This is a genomic window from Chryseosolibacter indicum (assembly GCF_018598585.1).
Taxonomy (GTDB): Bacteria; Bacteroidota; Bacteroidia; order Cytophagales; family Cyclobacteriaceae; genus Chryseosolibacter; species Chryseosolibacter indicus.
In genome coordinates this window covers 1-20,230 of record NZ_JAHESD010000048.1, presented here as the reverse complement: position 1 = coordinate 20,230, position 20,230 = coordinate 1, and the positions used below count along the sequence as shown (strand labels likewise).

The following is a 20,230-nucleotide window of genomic DNA, read 5'->3' as shown; positions in this document are numbered from 1 at the left end:
ATAAAAAAAATATTTAAAGTGAGTTAAAAACTTCAAGACGTGCTTCTATTATGGTAACGATTGAAATGTATCAAGAAGCAGTAATTTATTTAGAATAATTGATACAAGTTCATCTTTCCAAACAACTAAACTTAAGCACATGAAGAATCTCAACACGTAAAAATCCAACCTTATTTAAATGAAGCATTCATCTGACTAGGTGCATATCATAGTCAAGGAATTGCTATGCCTTTTTTACCCACTGCATCTGAATGTTCATAAAAGATCACCGCTGCTTAAAAACCAGGGGATGATATCGTATTGTCAAACTTAAAATCATTTGTTATGCATACCAGACAACTATGCTCTTTTTACATTTTGTTTTTTCTGCTATTCATTACGCAGGCGTTCGCACAAGTATCCTGGCTTCACGTCAATGGCAACCAGATCGTGGATGAGGCAGGAAATGTGGTTACACTACGTGGCGTATCAGTACTTGCGCCTGAACACAACAACGAATGTACAACTTGTAATCGTAAACCCATTAGCGAAATGCTTACCTGGCAGGCAGATGCTTCTGCAGGGTGGAATTCAAGGGTAGTACGGTTACAGGTTACAACAGCGAAAGTAAGTGATCCTGCCAAGAGTTTTGCAGCCATCATAGATCCGTACGTTCAACAAGCAATCGCCAAAGGTCTTTATATCATTGTCGACCTTCATTTTGTTTCTAATTTTGATTACAATGGCAGTGGTGGAATTTCACAAGAGCAGGTGCTTGAGTTCTGGAATTATGTAGCACCTCGCTATGCCAATACGCCAAATGTAATTTTCGAAGTATTTAACGAACCTATCAGCCCGGATTGTTGGACATGCTGGAAGGAGTTCATCCAGCCTGTTATCCAAAATATCCGAGCAGTGGCTCCAAACCTTATCCTGGTTGGAAACCCTCAGTGGAGCACAAGGGTAAATCAGGCCGTGACTGATCCTATTGCAGGCAACGACCTGGTTTATGTTTATCATATTTATCCTAACCAGGGAGCTGCAAGTGAAAATAATCTCAATTCAAAATTTGGTACAGCTGCGCAGTCTATTCCTGTAATGATAACTGAATTTGGATGGAATCAACATGCAAATTATTCTGACGGGGTAACTAACGGAACCACTTCAGGATGGGGCGTTCCATTCCGACAATACATTGATGCACGACCTCATATTAGTTGGACGGGATATATTTTTGATAACTACTGGAAACCGCAGTATTTTGACTGGAATTGGAATCTTATGGGTGGTGAGAACCAGGGACAGTTCTTACAAGATTGGTTGAAGGATACCAGAGACAACAATCAACCTCAACCCTCAGGCGTTATTGCTCATGCCGTTACATCCCATCAAATTAATTTATCATGGTCTGGAGTTAATACTGCAAATAATTATACTGTAAGTCGCTCTTTTAATAGTGGTGGACCTTATGTTGTAATTGCTTCCGGAGTCACATCAACAACTTATTCTGACACAACGGCTATTCCAGCTACAACGTACTATTATACTATAACATCAAATGGTGCTGGTGGAACTGCTACTATAGGCAGTCCAGTAAGCGCAACAACAGAAGGGGTAGGTTTTACTCCCGACATACCTTTATTTCTGGTAGCTACAGGAGGCAATGCACAAGTATCTTTAAGTTGGGGTGCTTCAGTAGGAGCTTCCGGATACAATATCAAGCGGTCGTCTACCAAGGGAGGACCTTATACAGTTATAGCTTCAAACGTAACGAACACTACTTATACTGACAGCAATGTAACCAATGGAACTATATATTACTACGTGGTTTCGGCGGTAGGAGAAAAGGTAAGTCGTAATTCTGCTGAGACTTCTGATGTACCCTCTTCTATTGTACTCATTAATGATAATAATACTGCCGCGCTCACAGGATCATGGTCATCAAGCACGGGAAGTCCAGGCTATTATGGAGCAGATTATTTACAGGATGGGAATACCGGAGTTGCAGGTGGAAAGAAAGCGCGTTATTCACCAAACCTACCTCTATCAGGAAACTATCATGTCTCTATTCGCTGGACATCCGCACCAAACCGCGCTTCAAATGTTCCAATCCAGGTCAATCACGCCGGCGGTACGACCGATCTCTTTATAAACCAGCGTCACAATGGTAGCACGTGGGTAGAACTCGGTAGCTTTAATTTTAATGCCGGGACTACCGGTAATATCATAATCCTCAATGATAGAGCGAATGGCTACGTGGTAGCAGATGCAGTTAAGTTTGCTTTGCGGTCTGAAGAAACTGGAAACAATCCTCCCACAGCACACTTCTCTACGAATATAGAAAACACGGATATTAATGTTGATGCAATCGGGAGTTCAGACGCAGATGGTAATATAGTTGCTTATGCGTGGAACTTTGGAGATGGTGAGACAGGCTCAGGAATAAACGCAAGCCATACGTATTCTTCAATTGGAAGTTATATAGTTACCCTTACTGTAACAGATGATGATGGATCTACTGATGCCCATCAAGATACTGTATTTATTAATGGAACCAGTCAAGGCATAACAACTACCGTTAACGTGAATCAAAAGCAGAATGGCGGCACCATGCAGGTGCTTGGTAATTTCTATTTTGACTCAGGCACAAATGGTTTTGTGAGAATACGGACTGACTTCACCAATGGATACGTTGTAGCAGATGCGGTCAAGTTTTCTAAATCAGGTCAAAGTGATATTGTCCTTGATAACTCGTCAACAAGTGGTGTTGCTATAGAAGGTGCATGGACAACAAGCAGTGCCAGCCCGGGCTATCAAGGGACCAATTATTTGCATGATGGAAATACCGGGAAAGGTAGCAAAAGAGTTACCTATACGCCGAGCTTGCCTGTAAATGGAGAATGGACTGTGTCTGTTCGTTGGACATCAGATCCTAACAGAGCCACTAATGTACCAATTGATATTGTTCACTCTTCCGCACCAACTAGTTTAACATCTATAAGCGAACAGCAGCTTTCTAATCAGGGAGAACCTTTTGCCCTGTACCCTAATCCTGCTCGGACCCTTATTAAGGTAAACTTCCCGGATAATTACGATTCACATATTAATATAAAGATTATTGATCCCTTTGAAGTGGTTTTAGATAAGAAAGGAGTAAGTGCAAGTGATGAAATTAAAATAGATAACCTGAAACCGGGGCTTTACACGGTAATAATCAATACCACAAAAGAGACTTTTACCAAAAAACTTGTCATTGAATAAGTTAAATGCTGTGAAAATTACAAAAGCTAGTGATGCCTCACTGGCTTTTGTTTATTTATTAAATCAAAAGTTGAATGCATTTAAAGAAGAAAAGGCCTGGTTATATAATTGCTAAATTTTATCGTTAAACCGTTTGAAATTGTTTTTAAACCAAAAATTCTCGTAATTAACTTTAAGTTTATGCGAGAATCTTTAAGCCACGATTTTGAGGAGCAGAAGCATTGGGATGCCATGAGGGAGGGCAGTGTTGCATCTCTTGAATGGCTCTACAATAATTATGCAAAGCTCCTTTATAATTATGGAAGGAAAATAGGAACAGAAACACCTGAGCTGGAAGACGCTATACATGACCTCTTTGTAGACTTATGGAAATCCAGGGAAAATATTTCGTCAACAACATCTGTTCGGTTCTACCTGTATAGTTCTCTCAGAAGGCGCATTCTGCGCAACAGTCGTGGCAATGATTTATTCGAAAGCCGAATAGAGGGTATAGAGAATGCATTGACATCTGCCGATCCTTCGGCAGAACAAACGCTTATTGATATTGAAGCACGTAACACGCAAGTTTTAAGGTTAAAAAAGTTTTTGAATGATCTTTCACCGCGGCAGTATGAAGCGCTGGTACTCAAATTTTATGATGAGCTATCATACGAAGAAATTGCAGCTATCTTAAACGTAAACACTCAATCTGCACGGAATTTGGTGCAACGTGGCCTTGAACACCTGCGACACTATTTAAAACTTACTATTTCAATTCTCTTCTTCTTCTTTCTTATCTAAAGGAGGAGACCTTCATCTCATACAGAGATTCTATTTAAATTAAAAAAAATAAGTTCAACTGAGTTAAAAACGGAGAATGCTGCTTTTGTATTAAAGTGAGTGAGCGTCTCGCTAATAGTTATGGAAGAACATCGGGATCAGAAAGCTGCTGAACTGGCGCAAAATGTATTGTTTATAAAATGGGTAAAAGACCGTGATAGTAATATAGAGTTAAACGTCTATTGGCGTAACTGGCTCAGTAACAATCCTGATAAACAGGAGATTTTTGAGGAGGCACGTGCTATGGTTCTTGCAGTGCTCGAAGAGGAGCAATACGACCTGCCCACCGGGAAGCAAAAAGAGCTATGGAACCGAATCTATGAATCGACACAAGCTGAAGCAGAGGATAAGGTGAAATTTCTTTGGAAGCCGTGGCGCCGTTGGGCTGCAGTGGTCTTTATTCTATGCATTGCTTTATGGGGGGGATTGCGGCTCTCGAACAAGAAGCAGATACATCAGTCATCGAGCGCAGAGAGTCACAACCTGATCTCGCAGCACAATACAAGTAGTACGCCGAAGACTGTTTTATTAGTGGATGGTAGTTCTATTATTCTACAACCTGGAAGTAAATTAAAATATCCCAATCAGTTTGTTGCAGATAGAAGAGAAGTCTACCTGGAAGGAGAGGCGTTTTTTGAGGTCAGCCGTGATCCGTCTAAACCTTTTTTAGTTCATTCGAATGAGATAGTAACAAGGGTGTTAGGGACCAGTTTTATTGTCAGAAATTTTGAAAGCGAGCGCGAGATCCGCGTGCAGGTAAAGTCGGGTAAGGTTTCAGTATTCCGGAGCTCCGAAGAGGCACATGAGACATTAAATGATACATCAGACCCGGTTGTACATGGCGTTGTGCTTACACCTAATCAACAAGTTGTTTATGAAAGAAAAGCAATGAGATTAACAAAATCATTGGTAGAAAATCCCGCCGTACTCACACCGATAGCAAAGCAGGATTTTGAATTTCACGATGCACCAATTCACGAGGTGTTTAAATCAATTGAAGAAGCATACGGTGTAACGATAGTATATGACGAACAAGCCCTTGTTAATTGTTCTTTAAATGCTTCACTCAATGATATTACTCTATACGAAAAGCTTAAACTTATATGTAAGACCATTAATGCTACTTATCAAATCATGGACTCACAAATCATTGTGTATGGTAAAGGATGCACAGAGTGATTGAAAGAAAAACGCCCAGATAAAACCAATTAAACAACCTATGCCTATGCAGACATAATAGCCTTTTATAAAAAGAAACCGATGATGCTCGAACATCATCGGCCATAAAATCACCCGATATATCCTTGGCGGGATGCGGGTGTATTTGCCTCAATTCCTAAACATTAAGACAAACCTTTTCAAAAGTATGAAAAAAGAACTAAAGGTTCATGGACAACTATTGTTCATTATGAGAATTTCATTACTTCAAATCCTGTTTGCTGGTATTGTGTTCAGTGTAGCCCACGCAACTGAACTAGATGCACAGGTATTAGATAGAAAATTCAGTGTTAAGTCAGAGGAGATTTCCTTACGACTCGCCTTGCAAAAGATAGGACGTGCAACTGACACCAAGTTCATGTACGAATCTCAACTCATTCCGACATCCATCAAAGTAAATCTTGAAGTTAATAACGAAAGACTATCTGATGTCCTGCAGCGATTATTAGAACCTTACCATATTCAATTCGAAGCTGAAGGGCATCAGATTATTCTTACCCGTAAACAATCAGCTCAATCAGACGCTAGCTCATTTGACGATAGCATGGCCTTACTTTCAATTACCGGTACTGTAAGGGATGAATTAGGTCAGCCACTTCCCGGTGTAAACGTAATGGTAAAAGGTACAACGAATGGTATAACTACAGATGGTGACGGTAAATATGCTATTAATGTTTCCGATCAGAATGCAATTCTGGTGTTTTCATTTATAGGATATGTGACTCAGGAAGTATCAGTAGGAGCACAAACACAGATTGATATAGCGATGACTCCGGATGTCACCTCACTTGATGAAGTTGTTGTGGTCGGCTATGGAGAAGTAAAGAAGTCTGATCTTACCGGATCCGTCGCTTCGGTTAATAACAATGAGTTGAATGCATTTCCTGTAGTAAATGCAATGCAGGGTTTGTCTGGAAGGGCAGCGGGAGTACAAGTGATCCAGTCATCCGGCGCACCAGGTGCTGGATTAAGCATGAGAATACGCGGTGGTAATTCGATGCTCGGCAGCAACGAGCCCTTATATGTAATTGATGGCTTTGCAATTTCCGGAAGTCCTACGCATCTAAATCCCGCAGATATAGAATCTCTTGAAATACTAAAGGATGCTTCAGCCACAGCCATCTATGGATCACGTGGCGCTAATGGCGTTGTGTTGATCACAACAAAAGGAGGAAAGAAGGGTACAAGCCAGGTGGCATTCGATACTTACGTTGGCTTTCAGCAGGTAATTAAAAAGGTTGATATGCTAAATGCAACAGAATTTGCATTACTGGCGAATGAACGTGCCAAGAATGATGATATCGCGCCGTACTTTACAAATGAACAGATTGCTTCTTTTGGTGAAGGCACTGACTGGCAGGATGAAATCTTCCGTACTGCACCAATACAGAATCACGTGTTAACTTTCTCAGGAGGCACAGACAAATCGCTTTACTCTGTCTCGGGTAGCTTCTTCCAACAAGATGGGGTTATTATCGGGTCTGATTATACACGCGGTTCTTTACGGGCAAACTTCAGTCAAAATATAAGTGATAAGTTCAAAGTTGCTTACACAAGTATTCTAACTCGTTCGGTAGGCAACACTTTAAGTAACGATAATGCCTCTCGCGGCGATGGTGTTGTTTCTGCAGCACTCACAGCACCTCCAACGGTGCCTGCAAAAGATGTCAATGGTAAGTACTCCAACGTTACACCCTATCCTTTTAGCTCCAATGCTGCTGAAAATCCTGTTGCTCTTGCACTGGAAAGACTCAACCGATCTACAAGATCATCTGCTTTGATGAATCTTTCTTTAAGTTATGAATTTATTGAAGGGTTAACACTGCGCGTGTCGGGTGGAGCTGACTACGCAAATACAAGAAATGACTACTATTCACCCAGCATTTTCAAGCTTACTCCTTCCGGTAATGCTTATAACTCCTTTGAAGATAGGGTAACTTATCTGAACGAGAACATACTTACTTATACAAAAACCGTTTTTGATACACACGTACTCGGACTTACCGGAGGTTTTACGTATCAGTCGGAAGCGTATAAATTTAATTCTTCTGGAGCAAGCGGCTTTCCTAATGATCAGTTGCTGAATAATAACCTTCAATCGGGAACAGTTATATCGCCTCCCAATTCTTCTGTGAGCGAATGGACTTTAATGTCCTGGCTGGGACGTGCAAACTACTCGATTAATGATAAATATCTCATTACTGCCAGCATGCGAGCTGATGGCTCCTCCCGTTTCGGAGATGCTAATAAATGGGGGTACTTTCCATCTGCGGCAGTGGCATGGCGAATTTCAGAAGAGGATTTTATTAAAAACATCGGTGCTGTTTCTAATTTAAAATTACGGGCAAGTTGGGGACAAACCGGTAATACCGCCATTTCTCCGTATCAGACACTGAACACGTTGAACTCCGCACCTATCGTGCTGAATGATAATCTTTACACAGGATATGCACCAGGACAAACAAAACCTAACCAGGATTTACGTTGGGAAACCACAACTCAAACTGACATTGGAGTTGACGTTGGATTCTTCAATGAAAGAATTACATTAACTGCTGACTACTACATAAAAAATACGACAGACCTACTTGCTACAGTTCCTTTACCTACATCGTCCGGATATATCAATGAGACAAGGAATATTGGTGAGATAAGAAACTCAGGTATTGAATTAACACTGGGTGCAGATATTCTTAGAAGCGATTTTAAATGGAATGCTTCTGCTAACTTCTCGGCTAATCGAAATGAAGCAGTAAAACTGGCAGGAGGAAGCGACGTTTTTAGTTCTGCGAGTTTGTCCGTTCCCTTAAGTGTTAGTGTTAACATTGTAAGGGAAGGTAGCCCTGTAGGTGCTTTTTTTGGATACGTTGAAGATGGACTTGATGCTCAAGGAAATATCAAGTACAAAGATGTAACGCCTGATGGGGTGTTAAATAACCTTGATCGTACTATTATCGGCGATCCTAACCCGGATTTTATTTACGGATTCAATAATAATTTCTCTTTTAAGAATTTTACGCTCAATGTGTTTTTTCAAGGTGTACAGGGTAACGATATTTTCAATTTTAATCTTGCCAACCACGCCGATGGATTCAACTTTGGCGAGAACCAGGTCCGGGACATACTCAACCACTGGACACCCGAAAATCCTAACCCTAATGCGCCAAATCCTCGCATCAGTGTAAATACAAAATTCCGTGAGTCTGATCGATTTATTGAAGATGGTTCGTTCCTTCGTCTTAAAAATGTAAAGCTTGGCTATAACCTTCCAGTAACCAATCTTAAACTCAATTGGTTAAAGTCTGCACATATTTACGCAAGTGCTCAAAATCTCTTAACACTCACCGGTTATTCCTGGTACGACCCTGAAGTGAGCACAAGGATAACCCAGTCTTCTATTGCGTTGGGAATCGATCAGACCAGTTACCCTAATGCACGTACTTATACTTTTGGATTGAATTTAGTTTTCTAAATCTGAATTGTTTATGAAGAGAATATATTTTACACTGACAATAATTGCGTTCATTTTCGTAGCAATTTCCTGTAATGAGCTTGAAGAAGAACCAAAGGACAGGCTTGCTGAAGAAACATTCTTTAAGAATAGAGGAGATGTTCTGGCAGCGATTTATGCAGTCTACGATCCGATAAGAGAATTTGGAAACTACGGAACCGTCTACCTTCTTGAGCAGGAAGCAAATGCTGACTACGGGCACGGTCGCGGAAGCTATGCGTCAATAAGTGAATACCAGGGATTGGATGGTACGAATATCAGCCGTGTGGAAACAATATGGGCAGCATCTTACCGTGCTATTCTTCGTGCAAATATTGTTCTTGATAACATTGCCAAGGTTTCAATGGATGAAAATGAGAAGAAAGCAATTATTGCTGAAGCTCGTTTTCTCAGAGCCTTTATGTATTACTCGCTGGTAAGAAATTGGGGGGGTGTCCCAATTAAAAGATCAAAAGATGATTCTGAACATACTCCGAGAGCTTCTGTTGATGATGTTTACGCATTTATACTTGAAGATTTAGCCATCGCAGAAACTGATCTTCCTTCTTCACAAAGCGAAGCGGGAAGGCCAACGAAGTGGGCTGCTAAAATATTTTTAGCGGATGTTCATCTCACACGAGGAAATTGGACTGTAGCGAGAGATAAGGCTAAAGAAGTTATTGATTCAAAATTATATTCATTAGTGCCTGTAAGTACGGTTGCGGACTTTGAAAAGTTATTCGGACCAGATGTTATTACAAGCTCGGAAGAAATTTTCTCACTGAAGTACTCCCGATCAGGAAATCAAGGCTTCCAGTACCTGCTATATATTCATGCTGAGAATACAAGCTATTCACCTGGAGGATTCAGAACCGTATATGGCTTGGCAAATTCTCCATTGATTAAGAACTGGAGTGATAGCGATTTGAGAAAAGAGTTTAATCTGTATTCTGAGTACATTCACAAAACAACAGGTGCAGTAGTTAAGCTACCTACCAATGAGCCGTATCAATTTAGAAAATTTAAAGATCCAGCAGGGGTTAGTTCAGCTTCCAATGGCAACGACCTTCCTATTTTCCGCTACGCCGATGTTTTACTGGTATATGCAGAGGCAGCAAGTCTTGCAGGTGGCAATCCTACACCTGAAGCCTTTGAAGCTGTTAACAAAATTAGAAGAAGAGCTTATGGCAAAGATATCAATACGCCTGATCCTACGATTGATCTCGCGGGCCTCGGCATGGATGATTTTCGAAATGCAGTTCTTACAGAACGTGCTTATGAATTCATGACGGAGGGAAAGCGCTGGCTTGATTTGAAACGCCTGGGCATAGATAAGCTTAAGCAATTTGTTTTGGAAGGAACTGGTAAAACTGTAAGAGATGTACATCTGCTGTGGCCAATTCCTAAGGCTGAAATTGATAATAACGACGCTATAGACGTAACGGAACAAAATCCCGGGTATTGATTTTACATTGATGAAGAACGTCGTTGAGTATCTGTAGAATTAAAAGCTTTGGTCAAAGCGCGAACAATGTATAATTCCTAAACGAAAATCATGATTAAATACTATAAGTCAATTGCTGTTCTGATATTCTGTTTCGCCCTTGCAACAGATCTCATCGCGCAAAAAGTTTATGAGGTAGACGTTTGCGTATATGGTGGCACCTCAGCGGGTGTCATCGCAGCGTATACCGCTAAAATGCAAGGAAAAAAAGTCATACTCATAGAACCTGGAAAGCATCTTGGCGGTATGAGCTCAGGCGGTTTAGGTTATACTGACATTGGTAACAAATATGCCATCACCGGACTAGCAAGGGAATTTTACAGACGTATTGGAAGTCATTATGGCAAGTTTGAACAATGGATCTTTGAGCCCAAGGTAGCAGAAACAATATTTAACGATTATGTAAAACAAGCACGATTGGATGTGCTGTATAATCGACGACTGAAACAACTGAATAAAGAAGGAACACGGGTTTCTGAGATAGGGCTTGAACAATCAGATGATCCTGCTAAAGGCACTACAGATCTTATTAAGGCGAAGATGTTTATCGATTGTGGTTATGAAGGAGACCTTATGGCGCAGGCTGGCATTTCCTATGCTGTTGGCAGGGAGGATAACAAGGATTATAACGAGACCATCAACGGAGTACAACTGATGGAGGGGCATCAGTTTCCGGATGGTATTGATCCCTACGTTATCCCTGGTAAACCTGCGAGTGGTTTGGTGTGGGGTGTTAGTCCTGCTCCTTTGGCAACTAATGGTACAGGAGATAAAAAGGTGCAAGCTTATAACTTCCGAATCTGTTTGTCTACTGATCCTGCCAATCAGGTTCCCGTAGCAAGACCAGAGGGATATGATTCAACACATTATGAACTTCTTGTCAGGTTGTTTAAAGCTTTTCCTGAGAAGCAGAAGCTAAATGATTATCTCATTGTAAGCGAGATGCCCAACAACAAAACGGATATCAACAACAGGGGTGGTTTTTCTTCAGATATGATTGGAATGAATTACGAATATCCTGATGGCACCTATGAAAAACGTGCTGCCATAGTAAAGGAACATGAGCGCTACACGAAAGGATTACTGTATTTCCTCGGTCACGATCCTCGTGTTCCCCAAGCGCTTCGTAAGGATATGCTTAGGTATGGTTATCCTAAAGATGAGTACACTGATAATAATAATTGGTCTCCGCAATTGTATGTTCGTGAGGCAAGAAGAATGATTGGTGCTTATGTTATGTCGCAGGCAAATTGTGAGGCGAGGGAAGTTGTAAAGGATGGGGTAGGTATGGCGGCGTATACAATGGACTCACACAATTGTCAGCGAGTTGTTGTGAATGGCATGGTAAAGAACGAGGGTAACGTTGAGGTTGGTGGTTTCGGACCATATCCTATTTCGTATGGCTCAATTGTTCCACGCCAGGCAGAGTGCACCAATGTATTTGTGCCCGTATGTCTTTCGGCAACTCATATTGCCTACGGGTCTATCCGGATGGAGCCAGTATTTATGGTACTTGCCCAATCAGCAGCGACCGCTGCAGTAATGGCTATTGACACAAAGGTTGACATTCAAAAAATAGACATTCAAAAATTGCAAGATAAGCTAAAGAAAGATCCTCTTGTAAATGGAAAGGTGTTTGAAATCCTCGTGGACAACGACGATAAAGATGCAGTACAAATAAATGGTAGTTGGGCTCGTGAACTAAGAGGTGGTTATGGTCCATCATATCTTGTTGGCGATAATAGCGCGGGTAAGAACACAAACGTAAGGTTTAATCCAATGATCCCTGTAAAGGGTCAGTATGAGGTTTTTGTTTACGTGCCTAAAATCAAAGGCATATCGGATAGTATGTTAACAACCGTAAGTCTAGAAAAAGAGAAGATCACAAGAGTTATTAAAGAGTCAGAGGTAAGCGTACAGGGACAAACTTCGGGTGAATGGGTTTCTTTAGGCAAGTATTATTTCTCAGCAGGAAAAAAATGTTTTGTTGAAATATCATCGGCTGAATCAAATGGAAAAGTAGTGGCGGATGCGGTAATATGGGTGCCAAGGTAAGCACTTAATGATCCCGCGCAACACATCTCATCAATTAATAGGCAACAAGTTGAAATATTAAAGAGAAGTATAACTACTTCTCTTTAATATTTTTATAAGTTCTCTTCCGTTGTAATTCGAAACACTTTAGATGGTGTTGAAGCTAAGGAATGCATTATGACGTATTTTCGATTACTCCTACAACGACCACGTGAAAATGGTGGGTACATACTTTCACTTCTCAAAATCGTTTTGTCGGCGAGAGCAAGCGCACTAATTTGACTTCTTATTTAGGTGTTTGCTTTATTAAAATCGTCGCAAATTGCCTTCATCGTTGCCGCAATGGCACCTGCCTGGGTAAATGGATCTGTTTTAACTTTGCTTACGTAATACAACACATACCAGTGGTGTTTAAATTAATCTTAAAAAAAGTGGAGCAGTAACCACTAAAAAAAACGGGCGTTACCGAAAAGCCTGAGAGTAGGAAAGTAATAAAATAGATTTAATATGTCTAACAGTGTTTCACTTCACAGAATACTGAAAGCGTCTCCCGAAAAGGTATTTCGGGCATTTACGCAAGCTCCTGCAATAGCATCATGGTTGCCGCCCTATGGATTTCTTTGCACCGTCCAAGAAATGAATGCAACAACAGGGGGGACATTCCGTATGTCATTCACAAATTTCTCTACGGGTAATAGCCATTCATTCGGTGGCACTTACGTGGAAGTAAAACCAAATGAATTGTTGAAGTATACGGATAAATTTGATGATCCTAACCTGCCAGGTGAAATAACAACATCTATATGGTTTAGAAAAACCATTGCAGGTACGGAAATAAAAATATTGCAAGAAGGAATTCCAGCTGCTATTCCTGCAGAAATGTGTTATCTGGGATGGCAGGAATCGCTTGAAAAGCTTACGAAGTTGGTAGAACCTGAGATACCAGATGCTTAAACGTAATCTGCCGTTTAAGCCAATGTTGAGAGCTTCACTATTCCGTGGGGCTTTTTCCGTTATAACACAGCGTCAAAATACATGTAGCGTTTTGTTACTATCGCTGTGTGTTACAGGCATGTGTTTGAACTGTTTCTTTTATGGATGAAAAACTAAGTAGCGTGAAAGATTCCAGGCTTGAATTGAGAACGGATCACTACTGCTAATGAGGATATTTTTAGATCGTCTAAAACAACCCTCCGAATGTCGTTTTTACCCAGTCTTGGTTTCTCAGTCGTCGGGTATATTTGCGTGAATCAAAGCATTAATCATGAGAGCACCATCCAAGGAAGTTGAAGTAGGTTATGACCAGAAGAAAGCAGAAGGCATAGCGCTATCGAGGAAACAGATGAAAATGAGTGCTGCGGAATTCATTTCGTTCTCCGCTTCTGCCATGATGCTCACTGCTCTTGGCATAGACATCATGCTTCCCGCGTTTGCTGAGTTGCGTCAACATCTTAGCCTTCGACCTGATTCGACAGCTCCTTCACAAATCATTTCATTTTTCTTTATGGGCCAGATCGTGCAGATCGTGTTTGGAATATTGTCTGACAGGTATGGAAGGCTGGCCATTCTGCGTATCGGATTCCCGCTCTACATAGTGGGTGGTGTTGCAGCCACTTTTGCACCAAACCTGATGTTGATGCTTGCTGCACGATTTTTCGCCGGCATGGGTGCCTCTGCTGTCTTTATGACGACCATCGCAGGCGTTCGCGATCGCTTTGTTGGTAATCAGATGGCAAGAACGATGTCACTTATCTTTACCATATTCCTGTTCACACCTGTTCTTGCACCGTTCCTCGGCATGGCCATTCTTTCCGTTGCGTCGTGGCAGATGGTATTTCTCGCGCCACCTATATTTGCCGTATTGGTTTTTCTCTGGTCATTACGATTGGAAGAATCACTTCCGGCTGATAAACGTGTGTCGTTGGGCTGGACCAGTGTTAGCCTCTCCGTTTGGAAAGTTATCGGTAACAAAACCTTTCTTCGTTACACTACAGTTACTACATTACTATTTACCGCATTGAGCGCATATGTTGGCAGTTCGGAACATATTGTTGGGACTATTTACGGAAGACCTGAACTCTTCGCGTGGATCTTCGCAGGCATTGGATTGCTGATGTCTCTTTGCTCGCTGCTCAATTCGCGTCTTTCAACAAAGTATGGCGCAAAACTTTCTGTTAAAGGACTACTTATCGCATATTCAATTATAGGAACCTTCCTGTTATCCTGGACGCTCGCTTTTGGCGATCCACCCGGTATCGCAATATTTTTTGGTTGTGTTGCCTTGATGTTGGCGATTAATCTGGCGGTTGAGCCTAACAGTAGCGCACTGGCTCTTGAACCTATGGGCGCTGTGGCGGGAATGGCGTCCTCCATTTACGGAACCCTTTTCTTTTCCTTTGGAGCATCAATGGGATCAGTAATAAGTCTACTCCTCGTGGATGGCGTTTTTCCATTGGTTATTAGTTTCTTTAGCATTGGTATTGTCAGCCTAGTATTAGCATTGACGGATCGAACAAAGTATTAGTCACTGGTATACATTCAATAACACAGTATGTAATCGAACACAGGAGTGTTCCCTTTCGAACAACAGAAGGGTAAATATCTTCATTTCAACGTCGGAAATGCATTGGCATAGAAAGTGAAATGAGCTGTTAAAAACGTGTTATGAAAAAACTGTACAGCTTTGCGGCTATTTCAATTTTTGCATTGTTCATCTCTGCAACTGTCAGGTCCGGGCTTCCGGCAGAAGAAGAAACGATACCGATGTCGTTATATGACAGCATTGTATCGATGGATGCAACCTGGGAAGATGCCTACAACAACTGCAAACTCGATGTAATGGAAGAATTGATCAGCGAGGATCTTGAATTCTACCACGACCAGGGAGGGCTACTTACCTCAAAGAGTAAATTAAACGAAGCGCTCAAAAACAATATTTGTGGCAAAGTAAAAAGAGTACTGAAGCAAGGCAGTATCGAAGTATATGAGATTAAAGGATATGGGGCCGTTGAAATGGGCCTGCATGGATTTATGAACATCAATCAGAAGGGATTCCCAGACCACTATGCTAAATTTATTCACCTGTGGAAAAGAGAAAATAACAAATGGCGAATAACGAGGGTTATCAGCTTGCATTAGTTTTTTCGATCGACTACTTTACTTAAAAGTTTAAGTGTCGGAAATAATAGCCGTTATGTTCATTGTCAACCTGCATTATATCGTATCTCTTGAGCAGATCGATCATCACATGAATGCTCATATGAAGTTTCTCAAAAAGTACTACGACAAGAAGATCTTTATGATGTCAGGAAGGAAGGTGCCCAGAACAGTAGGCATTATTCTGGCGAAAGCCGGAAGCCTTGAGGAGGTTGAAGCCATTATGAACGAAGATCCCTTTATCTCACATAAATTGGCAAAATCCTCTGTCATCCAATTTAACACTTCTCAATATCAGCCAGAGTTTAAAACAGTGTTAATGAGTTAGATTGTAACAGTTGCTTCTCACCTTGTTCGACGATAGGAATCAAATTCATAAAATGTGGATTTTTTGTATTATTGGCTTTCCTATTCGTTGATATGAAAGTATTATTGGTTATAGACATGCAGAATGAATCCTACTTCCCGCAGAAACCCTTCGAGGCGGATGAAGTTGTATCGAGGATAAATAATATAGCGCAAGCCTTCCGGAAGAACGGAGACAGCGTGATTTTTATTCAGCACGATGGTACGTTGGAGAACTGTTACCTTCCTGGAAGCAAAGGTTGGGAGATTCTTTCTGATCTTCAGCCAAAGGAGGTAGATCATGTCATTTCGAAAACTGCTAATGACTCTTTCTACAAAACTGAGCTAAAAGACCTATTAGTAAAGTTAAATGTATTGGAGTTAGTTATTACCGGGTCTGCTACTGATTTTTGTGTAGATGCAACGATTAAGTCGGCATTGACTTATGATTTTAATGTAACTGTTATTTCAAACGCTCATACTACCCAAGATCGGCCTGCATTGAAGGCGAAACAAGTCATCGATCACTACAATTGGGTCTGGCGTGAACTCTCAGCAACCAAACATAAAGTTAACGTAGTCGACGAAGCAAACTACCTTCTCAAATTACGTCAATCTGTATCGTAAATGCACAGTTGTTATAACCTGCTTGTTAAGATCACTGGACGAACTTGTGTTTCAGCGGAGTAAGTGAATCTAATGAAGCGTAAACTTTGGGTTGTAGACACCATTAGTCAAGTAAACGGTTTCTAACCATATCGATGTAAGTTCTTTTGTTGCGGCTGTTAGTTCATGAGTAAGCAAACCCGGAGAGGCGAGCAGTTTTTGTACTCTTTGCTTAAAGTTTGACGGTTTCTTTTCAAATGTTTCAACTATACTTATCGCATGCTTATCTCCAATTTGATATTTCTTGTTAAGGGCAAACAAAGCCTGCACGATATAATTAAGCGCACGCGTTATATCGCCTACTACTGAATAAACATCTCCCAAGAGCGCCGAACTTGCTGATTGCTGTAACGTAAATTCCGCTAACCAAAGGCAATCGCCTACAATAGTTTGATACAGTTTTTCAGGGTATGTACGCACTTGTTCCTTTAAATGCGTCAATACATTTGAGTTATCAAAGAGTATCTGGCTGCATTCTATTTCAGCCAGGTAAATGGTCGACCGAAATCCAAAGGGAGGCTGCTGATCATAACTGTGATGCCATTTTCCCTCGCCGGCATCATCAATTACTTTCTGAACCTGGTTGGTATTGCGATAAATAAAATCAACCTTTCCCACTTTTGTTTCCATCCAGGCACCTCCATTAACCCACGGTCCCCAATCATAAAATCCGGTAACGACCGGGTTTTCATTAAACGATATATCTTTCACAAAACTTCTGATATCTTCAATTTCAAATGGATTGTCTTCACGATAGTATAAACCCAAATCCAGATCTGACTTCTCGTGTGCACGACCTGCAGCGTACGAACCTCCAAGCACAACTGCTTGAATTCCTTTAATGCCCTTCAGCCTGGTAGTAATTTCCTTTAGGGCAGTTTGTTTTTCTTTTGATAATGTATACATACTTCATGTGATCACACGCTGCGATATACATCTAATTTTTCATAAGTCACAAATTTATATAGCGGTGGTTCTTGCTTCCGCTTCCGAAAGAATTTGATGGTGATTTCTTCGTGGTCTGTATTAAGTGCCACCGTTATTCATACCTTAGGGTATCTACTGGATTTTTAACAGCTACTTTCCGAACCTGAGAGGCTATAGCCAAAACACCTACCACAAAGAATATTACAACACTGATTACGATATCCCAAATACCGATGCTTACACGGTAATATTGAATTGCTGAAAGAAAGTCGTCGAAGAGCCAAGAGCTTATCGGAATTCCCAGTGCTATCGCGTAGAACATTAATTTTAAAAAGTCTTTTGATAGTAACCATGCTATGCCCGAATCGCTGGCACCGAATACCTTGCGAATGCCGGCTTCCTTCGTGCGCCATTCGGTTGTATAAATTACCATCCCCAGAAGTCCGAGCACGGAAATTGAAATGGCCAGTACACCTAAATATCCAATCATTTCCAAGAGCTTGCGATAAAAGAAGTAAAATTCCTCCATCTCATCATCAAAAAATTTCGCTTCAAGTTTTCTGCTATCGTGAAGTGTACTCCAGGTCTTCTCCATGGAAGTCATCGTATTTTTAATGTCGTTCGTGGTTAATTTCACATTTGCATAACGAAATTGACTTGTATCCGTTCTAAAGAAGAAACTTCGGATAGGTGTATGCAATGGTGCATAGTGAAAGTTTTTCAGTACACCAATCACTTCCAGGTAGTTTCCATCCACCAGGAAGGTCTTCCCGATTGCATCAATAGCATGATCAATATTCCAGGCATGAACAAATTCTTCATTAACAATTATATGTCGTTCTTGAGTGAAATCGCCAGGAGGGAAATTGCGTCCTGCAACCAACAAAAGATCCATGTTTTCAATATAATTCGAATCGACAAACAACTGCACGACTGCCAATGAATCCTTACCTGATTGTTCACGCACATACGTTTCTGTAAATGACATTCCCAATATTCCCGATGACTTTGAAATAGTTTGCACTTCAGCAAGCCTTGAAAATTCAGCATCAAATTTTGCAGGATCAAGCCCCTGCAGTTCAACATCCAGAATGTTATCAGTATTAAAGCCGTAATTGTAATTAAGGTTGTATTGGTATTGTTTTGAAAATATGAACATCAGGACGATGAAGCAAAAAGATAGTCCGAATTGAAATACAACAAGCACCTTCCGTATCCGCATTCGAGAAAATTTGTTGTTGACAGAAAGGCCCTTCAGTGACTGAATAGGATTCAAACCTGCAAAATGTAATGCAGGTAAAACACCAGTGATCATACCAGTAGCAATTGCAAATACCAGAAATACGGCAACCATTTCCCACGTCAAGCTCAGGTCCAGCCAGTTGCCGGGCATCATATCCTCAAACTCCGGTCGGATGAGAAAAAAGATGATCAAGGCACCGAAAAGGGATATAACAGTCATGGTCACGGTTTCTGCGATAAATTGCGCGAAGATTTGCAGCTTTGCGCCACCCATTGTCTTCCTCAATCCAACTTCTTTAGAGCGTTTTAATGCCCGGGCAATGAAAATGTTGCTGTAATTAAAGCATGCAGGTGCAAGGATCAATAAAGAGATCGTTCCGAAAATGAAGATTAATAAATAGTCTGTATCAGGCCCGAGAGAATTTTCCAGATCAGGGCCGGGTGTAATATCTGCTAATGCCTGCAATTTTAGTGATATCCTTGAATCTCTTGCCTTCTCGTTAAGGATATTCGTAATACGATCTAAAGATTCCTGAAGTTTCTCGCGTCTGGTTTGGTCAGACGCCAGAATATATATGTACTGATCTCTAAAAGATTTCCATACTCCTGCGATATATCTTTGAGTAATGGTGTCAGGTAATGTACTCATAGACACCAGCACTTCAAAACTGAAGTGCGAAAGCGACTCGTCTTTTACAATTCCTGTAACCTCAAACAATCCTGCGCCTTCGATCTCGATCATGCTTCCGATAAGTTCTCGCGATTTTCCTAACTTGGTAGCTACTGATTCTTTCAGTAAAATGCTGTTTGGCTTTAACAAGGCAGTTCGGGGGTTACCTTGAATAAGTTTAAAATCAAAGACTGAGAAGAAATTGTCGTCAGCATAATAGCCTTGCACCGGTATATTTACTTTACTTGATACAACTACGCTGCTGAACGCAGCATTAATACAAACAACCTCTTCTATTTCCGGTACTTCATTTTCTAAAACTTTGGTGAGAATAAAAGGCGCCGATGCCAGATCCGTTCGCTTTACGCCCTTCTCTACCGTTGAAATGATTCTGTAGATTTTGTCGCCCTTTGAGTGGAAGTCATCAAAAGAACTAACAAAGGAATAGAATGAAATAAAAAGAAGACTGACAGACATGCCGAGAGCCAGACCTAATACGTTCAGTAGAGAAAAATATTTGTGACGTACAAAATTCCGGATTGCAGTCTTAAAATAGCTAATTAGCATAAGCGAAGGATTTATGGGAAGACGCCGCCCGACATAGAATGTTACAAAATGTCGTTAAGCGTTTTTGATGCAAAGCGGTGAAATGTTTTGACAAGCATTTTAAATGCTACTTGGGTAAGAAGTATCGGCCGGGGCACAATTTTTCTAGGATTACAGTAAAACGATTACAACTATGAGACAGAAAGGTGATCATCCAGAAAAAAAGGACGCTCAGGAAATCAAAGCGCATCAGGGGCAGCACCATAAGGGCGGTCCGAACGGAAGTAGCAAGACAGCAAAAAAGCATGAAAAGGATGAGTCGGGTGGCGCTGACCATAATACGACGAAGAAGCAGGGCAACAGTATATAGAGC

At 41.0% G+C, this 20,230-nt stretch carries 14 protein-coding genes; 12 read left to right on the top strand and 2 right to left on the bottom strand.

Going from position 1 to position 20,230, the window contains the following annotated elements; translation table 11 throughout:
- Nucleotides 1–324 precede the first annotated feature (324 nt).
- The 11 genes from KK060_RS17785 (at nt 325) to KK060_RS17735 (ending at nt 16,433) form a co-directional block, all read left to right on the top strand.
- Nucleotides 325–3,240 carry a golvesin C-terminal-like domain-containing protein gene (locus KK060_RS17785; RefSeq protein ID WP_254155125.1) on the top strand — a complete coding sequence of 972 codons (2,916 nt, stop codon included), beginning with the start codon at nt 325–327 and terminating at the stop codon, nt 3,238–3,240.
- Nucleotides 3,241–3,420: 180 nt separating this feature from the next.
- Nucleotides 3,421–4,020, top strand: coding sequence for an RNA polymerase sigma factor (locus KK060_RS17780; RefSeq protein WP_254155124.1), 600 nt, complete (start codon nt 3,421–3,423; stop codon nt 4,018–4,020).
- A gap of 120 nt (nt 4,021–4,140) precedes the next feature.
- Nucleotides 4,141–5,238, top strand: a complete 1,098-nt coding sequence (locus KK060_RS17775) for a FecR family protein (protein ID WP_254155123.1) — start codon at nt 4,141–4,143, stop codon at nt 5,236–5,238.
- A gap of 187 nt (nt 5,239–5,425) precedes the next feature.
- The gene (locus KK060_RS17770) at nt 5,426–8,749 is read left to right on the top strand and encodes a TonB-dependent receptor (RefSeq protein WP_254155122.1); all 3,324 of its coding nucleotides are present in this window, start codon (nt 5,426–5,428) and stop codon (nt 8,747–8,749) included.
- A 13-nt stretch (nt 8,750–8,762) separates the two neighbouring features.
- Nucleotides 8,763–10,232, top strand: a complete 1,470-nt coding sequence (locus tag KK060_RS17765; protein ID WP_254155121.1) for a RagB/SusD family nutrient uptake outer membrane protein — start codon at nt 8,763–8,765, stop codon at nt 10,230–10,232.
- Between the two features lie 90 nt (nt 10,233–10,322).
- Nucleotides 10,323–12,326 (top strand): FAD-dependent oxidoreductase, encoded by a 2,004-nt coding sequence (locus KK060_RS17760; protein ID WP_254155120.1) that lies wholly within the window; start codon nt 10,323–10,325, stop codon nt 12,324–12,326.
- Between the two features lie 486 nt (nt 12,327–12,812).
- On the top strand, nt 12,813–13,259 hold the full coding sequence (locus KK060_RS17755; RefSeq protein WP_254155119.1) for an SRPBCC family protein: 447 nt from the start codon (nt 12,813–12,815) through the stop codon (nt 13,257–13,259).
- Between the two features lie 310 nt (nt 13,260–13,569).
- Entirely contained in the window at nt 13,570–14,829 is a 1,260-nt protein-coding gene (locus KK060_RS17750; protein ID WP_254155118.1) for an MFS transporter, read from the top strand.
- 140 nt (nt 14,830–14,969) lie between these two features.
- A complete protein-coding gene (locus tag KK060_RS17745; protein ID WP_254155117.1) occupies nt 14,970–15,443 on the top strand; it encodes a nuclear transport factor 2 family protein in 474 nt (157 codons plus the stop codon).
- Nucleotides 15,444–15,498: 55 nt separating this feature from the next.
- Nucleotides 15,499–15,789, top strand: coding sequence for a YciI family protein (locus KK060_RS17740; RefSeq protein WP_254155116.1), 291 nt, complete (start codon nt 15,499–15,501; stop codon nt 15,787–15,789).
- Between the two features lie 92 nt (nt 15,790–15,881).
- Entirely contained in the window at nt 15,882–16,433 is a 552-nt protein-coding gene (locus tag KK060_RS17735) for a cysteine hydrolase family protein (RefSeq protein WP_254155115.1), read from the top strand.
- A 69-nt stretch (nt 16,434–16,502) separates the two neighbouring features.
- Here KK060_RS17735 and KK060_RS17730 read toward each other — a convergent pair whose 3' ends face one another.
- Nucleotides 16,503–17,378, bottom strand: a complete 876-nt coding sequence (locus KK060_RS17730) for a nucleotidyltransferase domain-containing protein (RefSeq protein ID WP_254155114.1) — start codon at nt 17,376–17,378, stop codon at nt 16,503–16,505.
- A gap of 133 nt (nt 17,379–17,511) precedes the next feature.
- Nucleotides 17,512–19,878: an ABC transporter permease gene (locus KK060_RS17725; protein ID WP_254155113.1), complete on the bottom strand. Its 2,367-nt coding sequence runs from the start codon at nt 19,876–19,878 to the stop codon at nt 17,512–17,514.
- Between the two features lie 172 nt (nt 19,879–20,050).
- On the opposite strand from KK060_RS17725, the gene KK060_RS17720 reads away from it, so the two are divergent.
- Entirely contained in the window at nt 20,051–20,227 is a 177-nt protein-coding gene (locus KK060_RS17720) for a hypothetical protein (protein ID WP_254155112.1), read from the top strand.
- Nucleotides 20,228–20,230 lie beyond the last annotated feature (3 nt).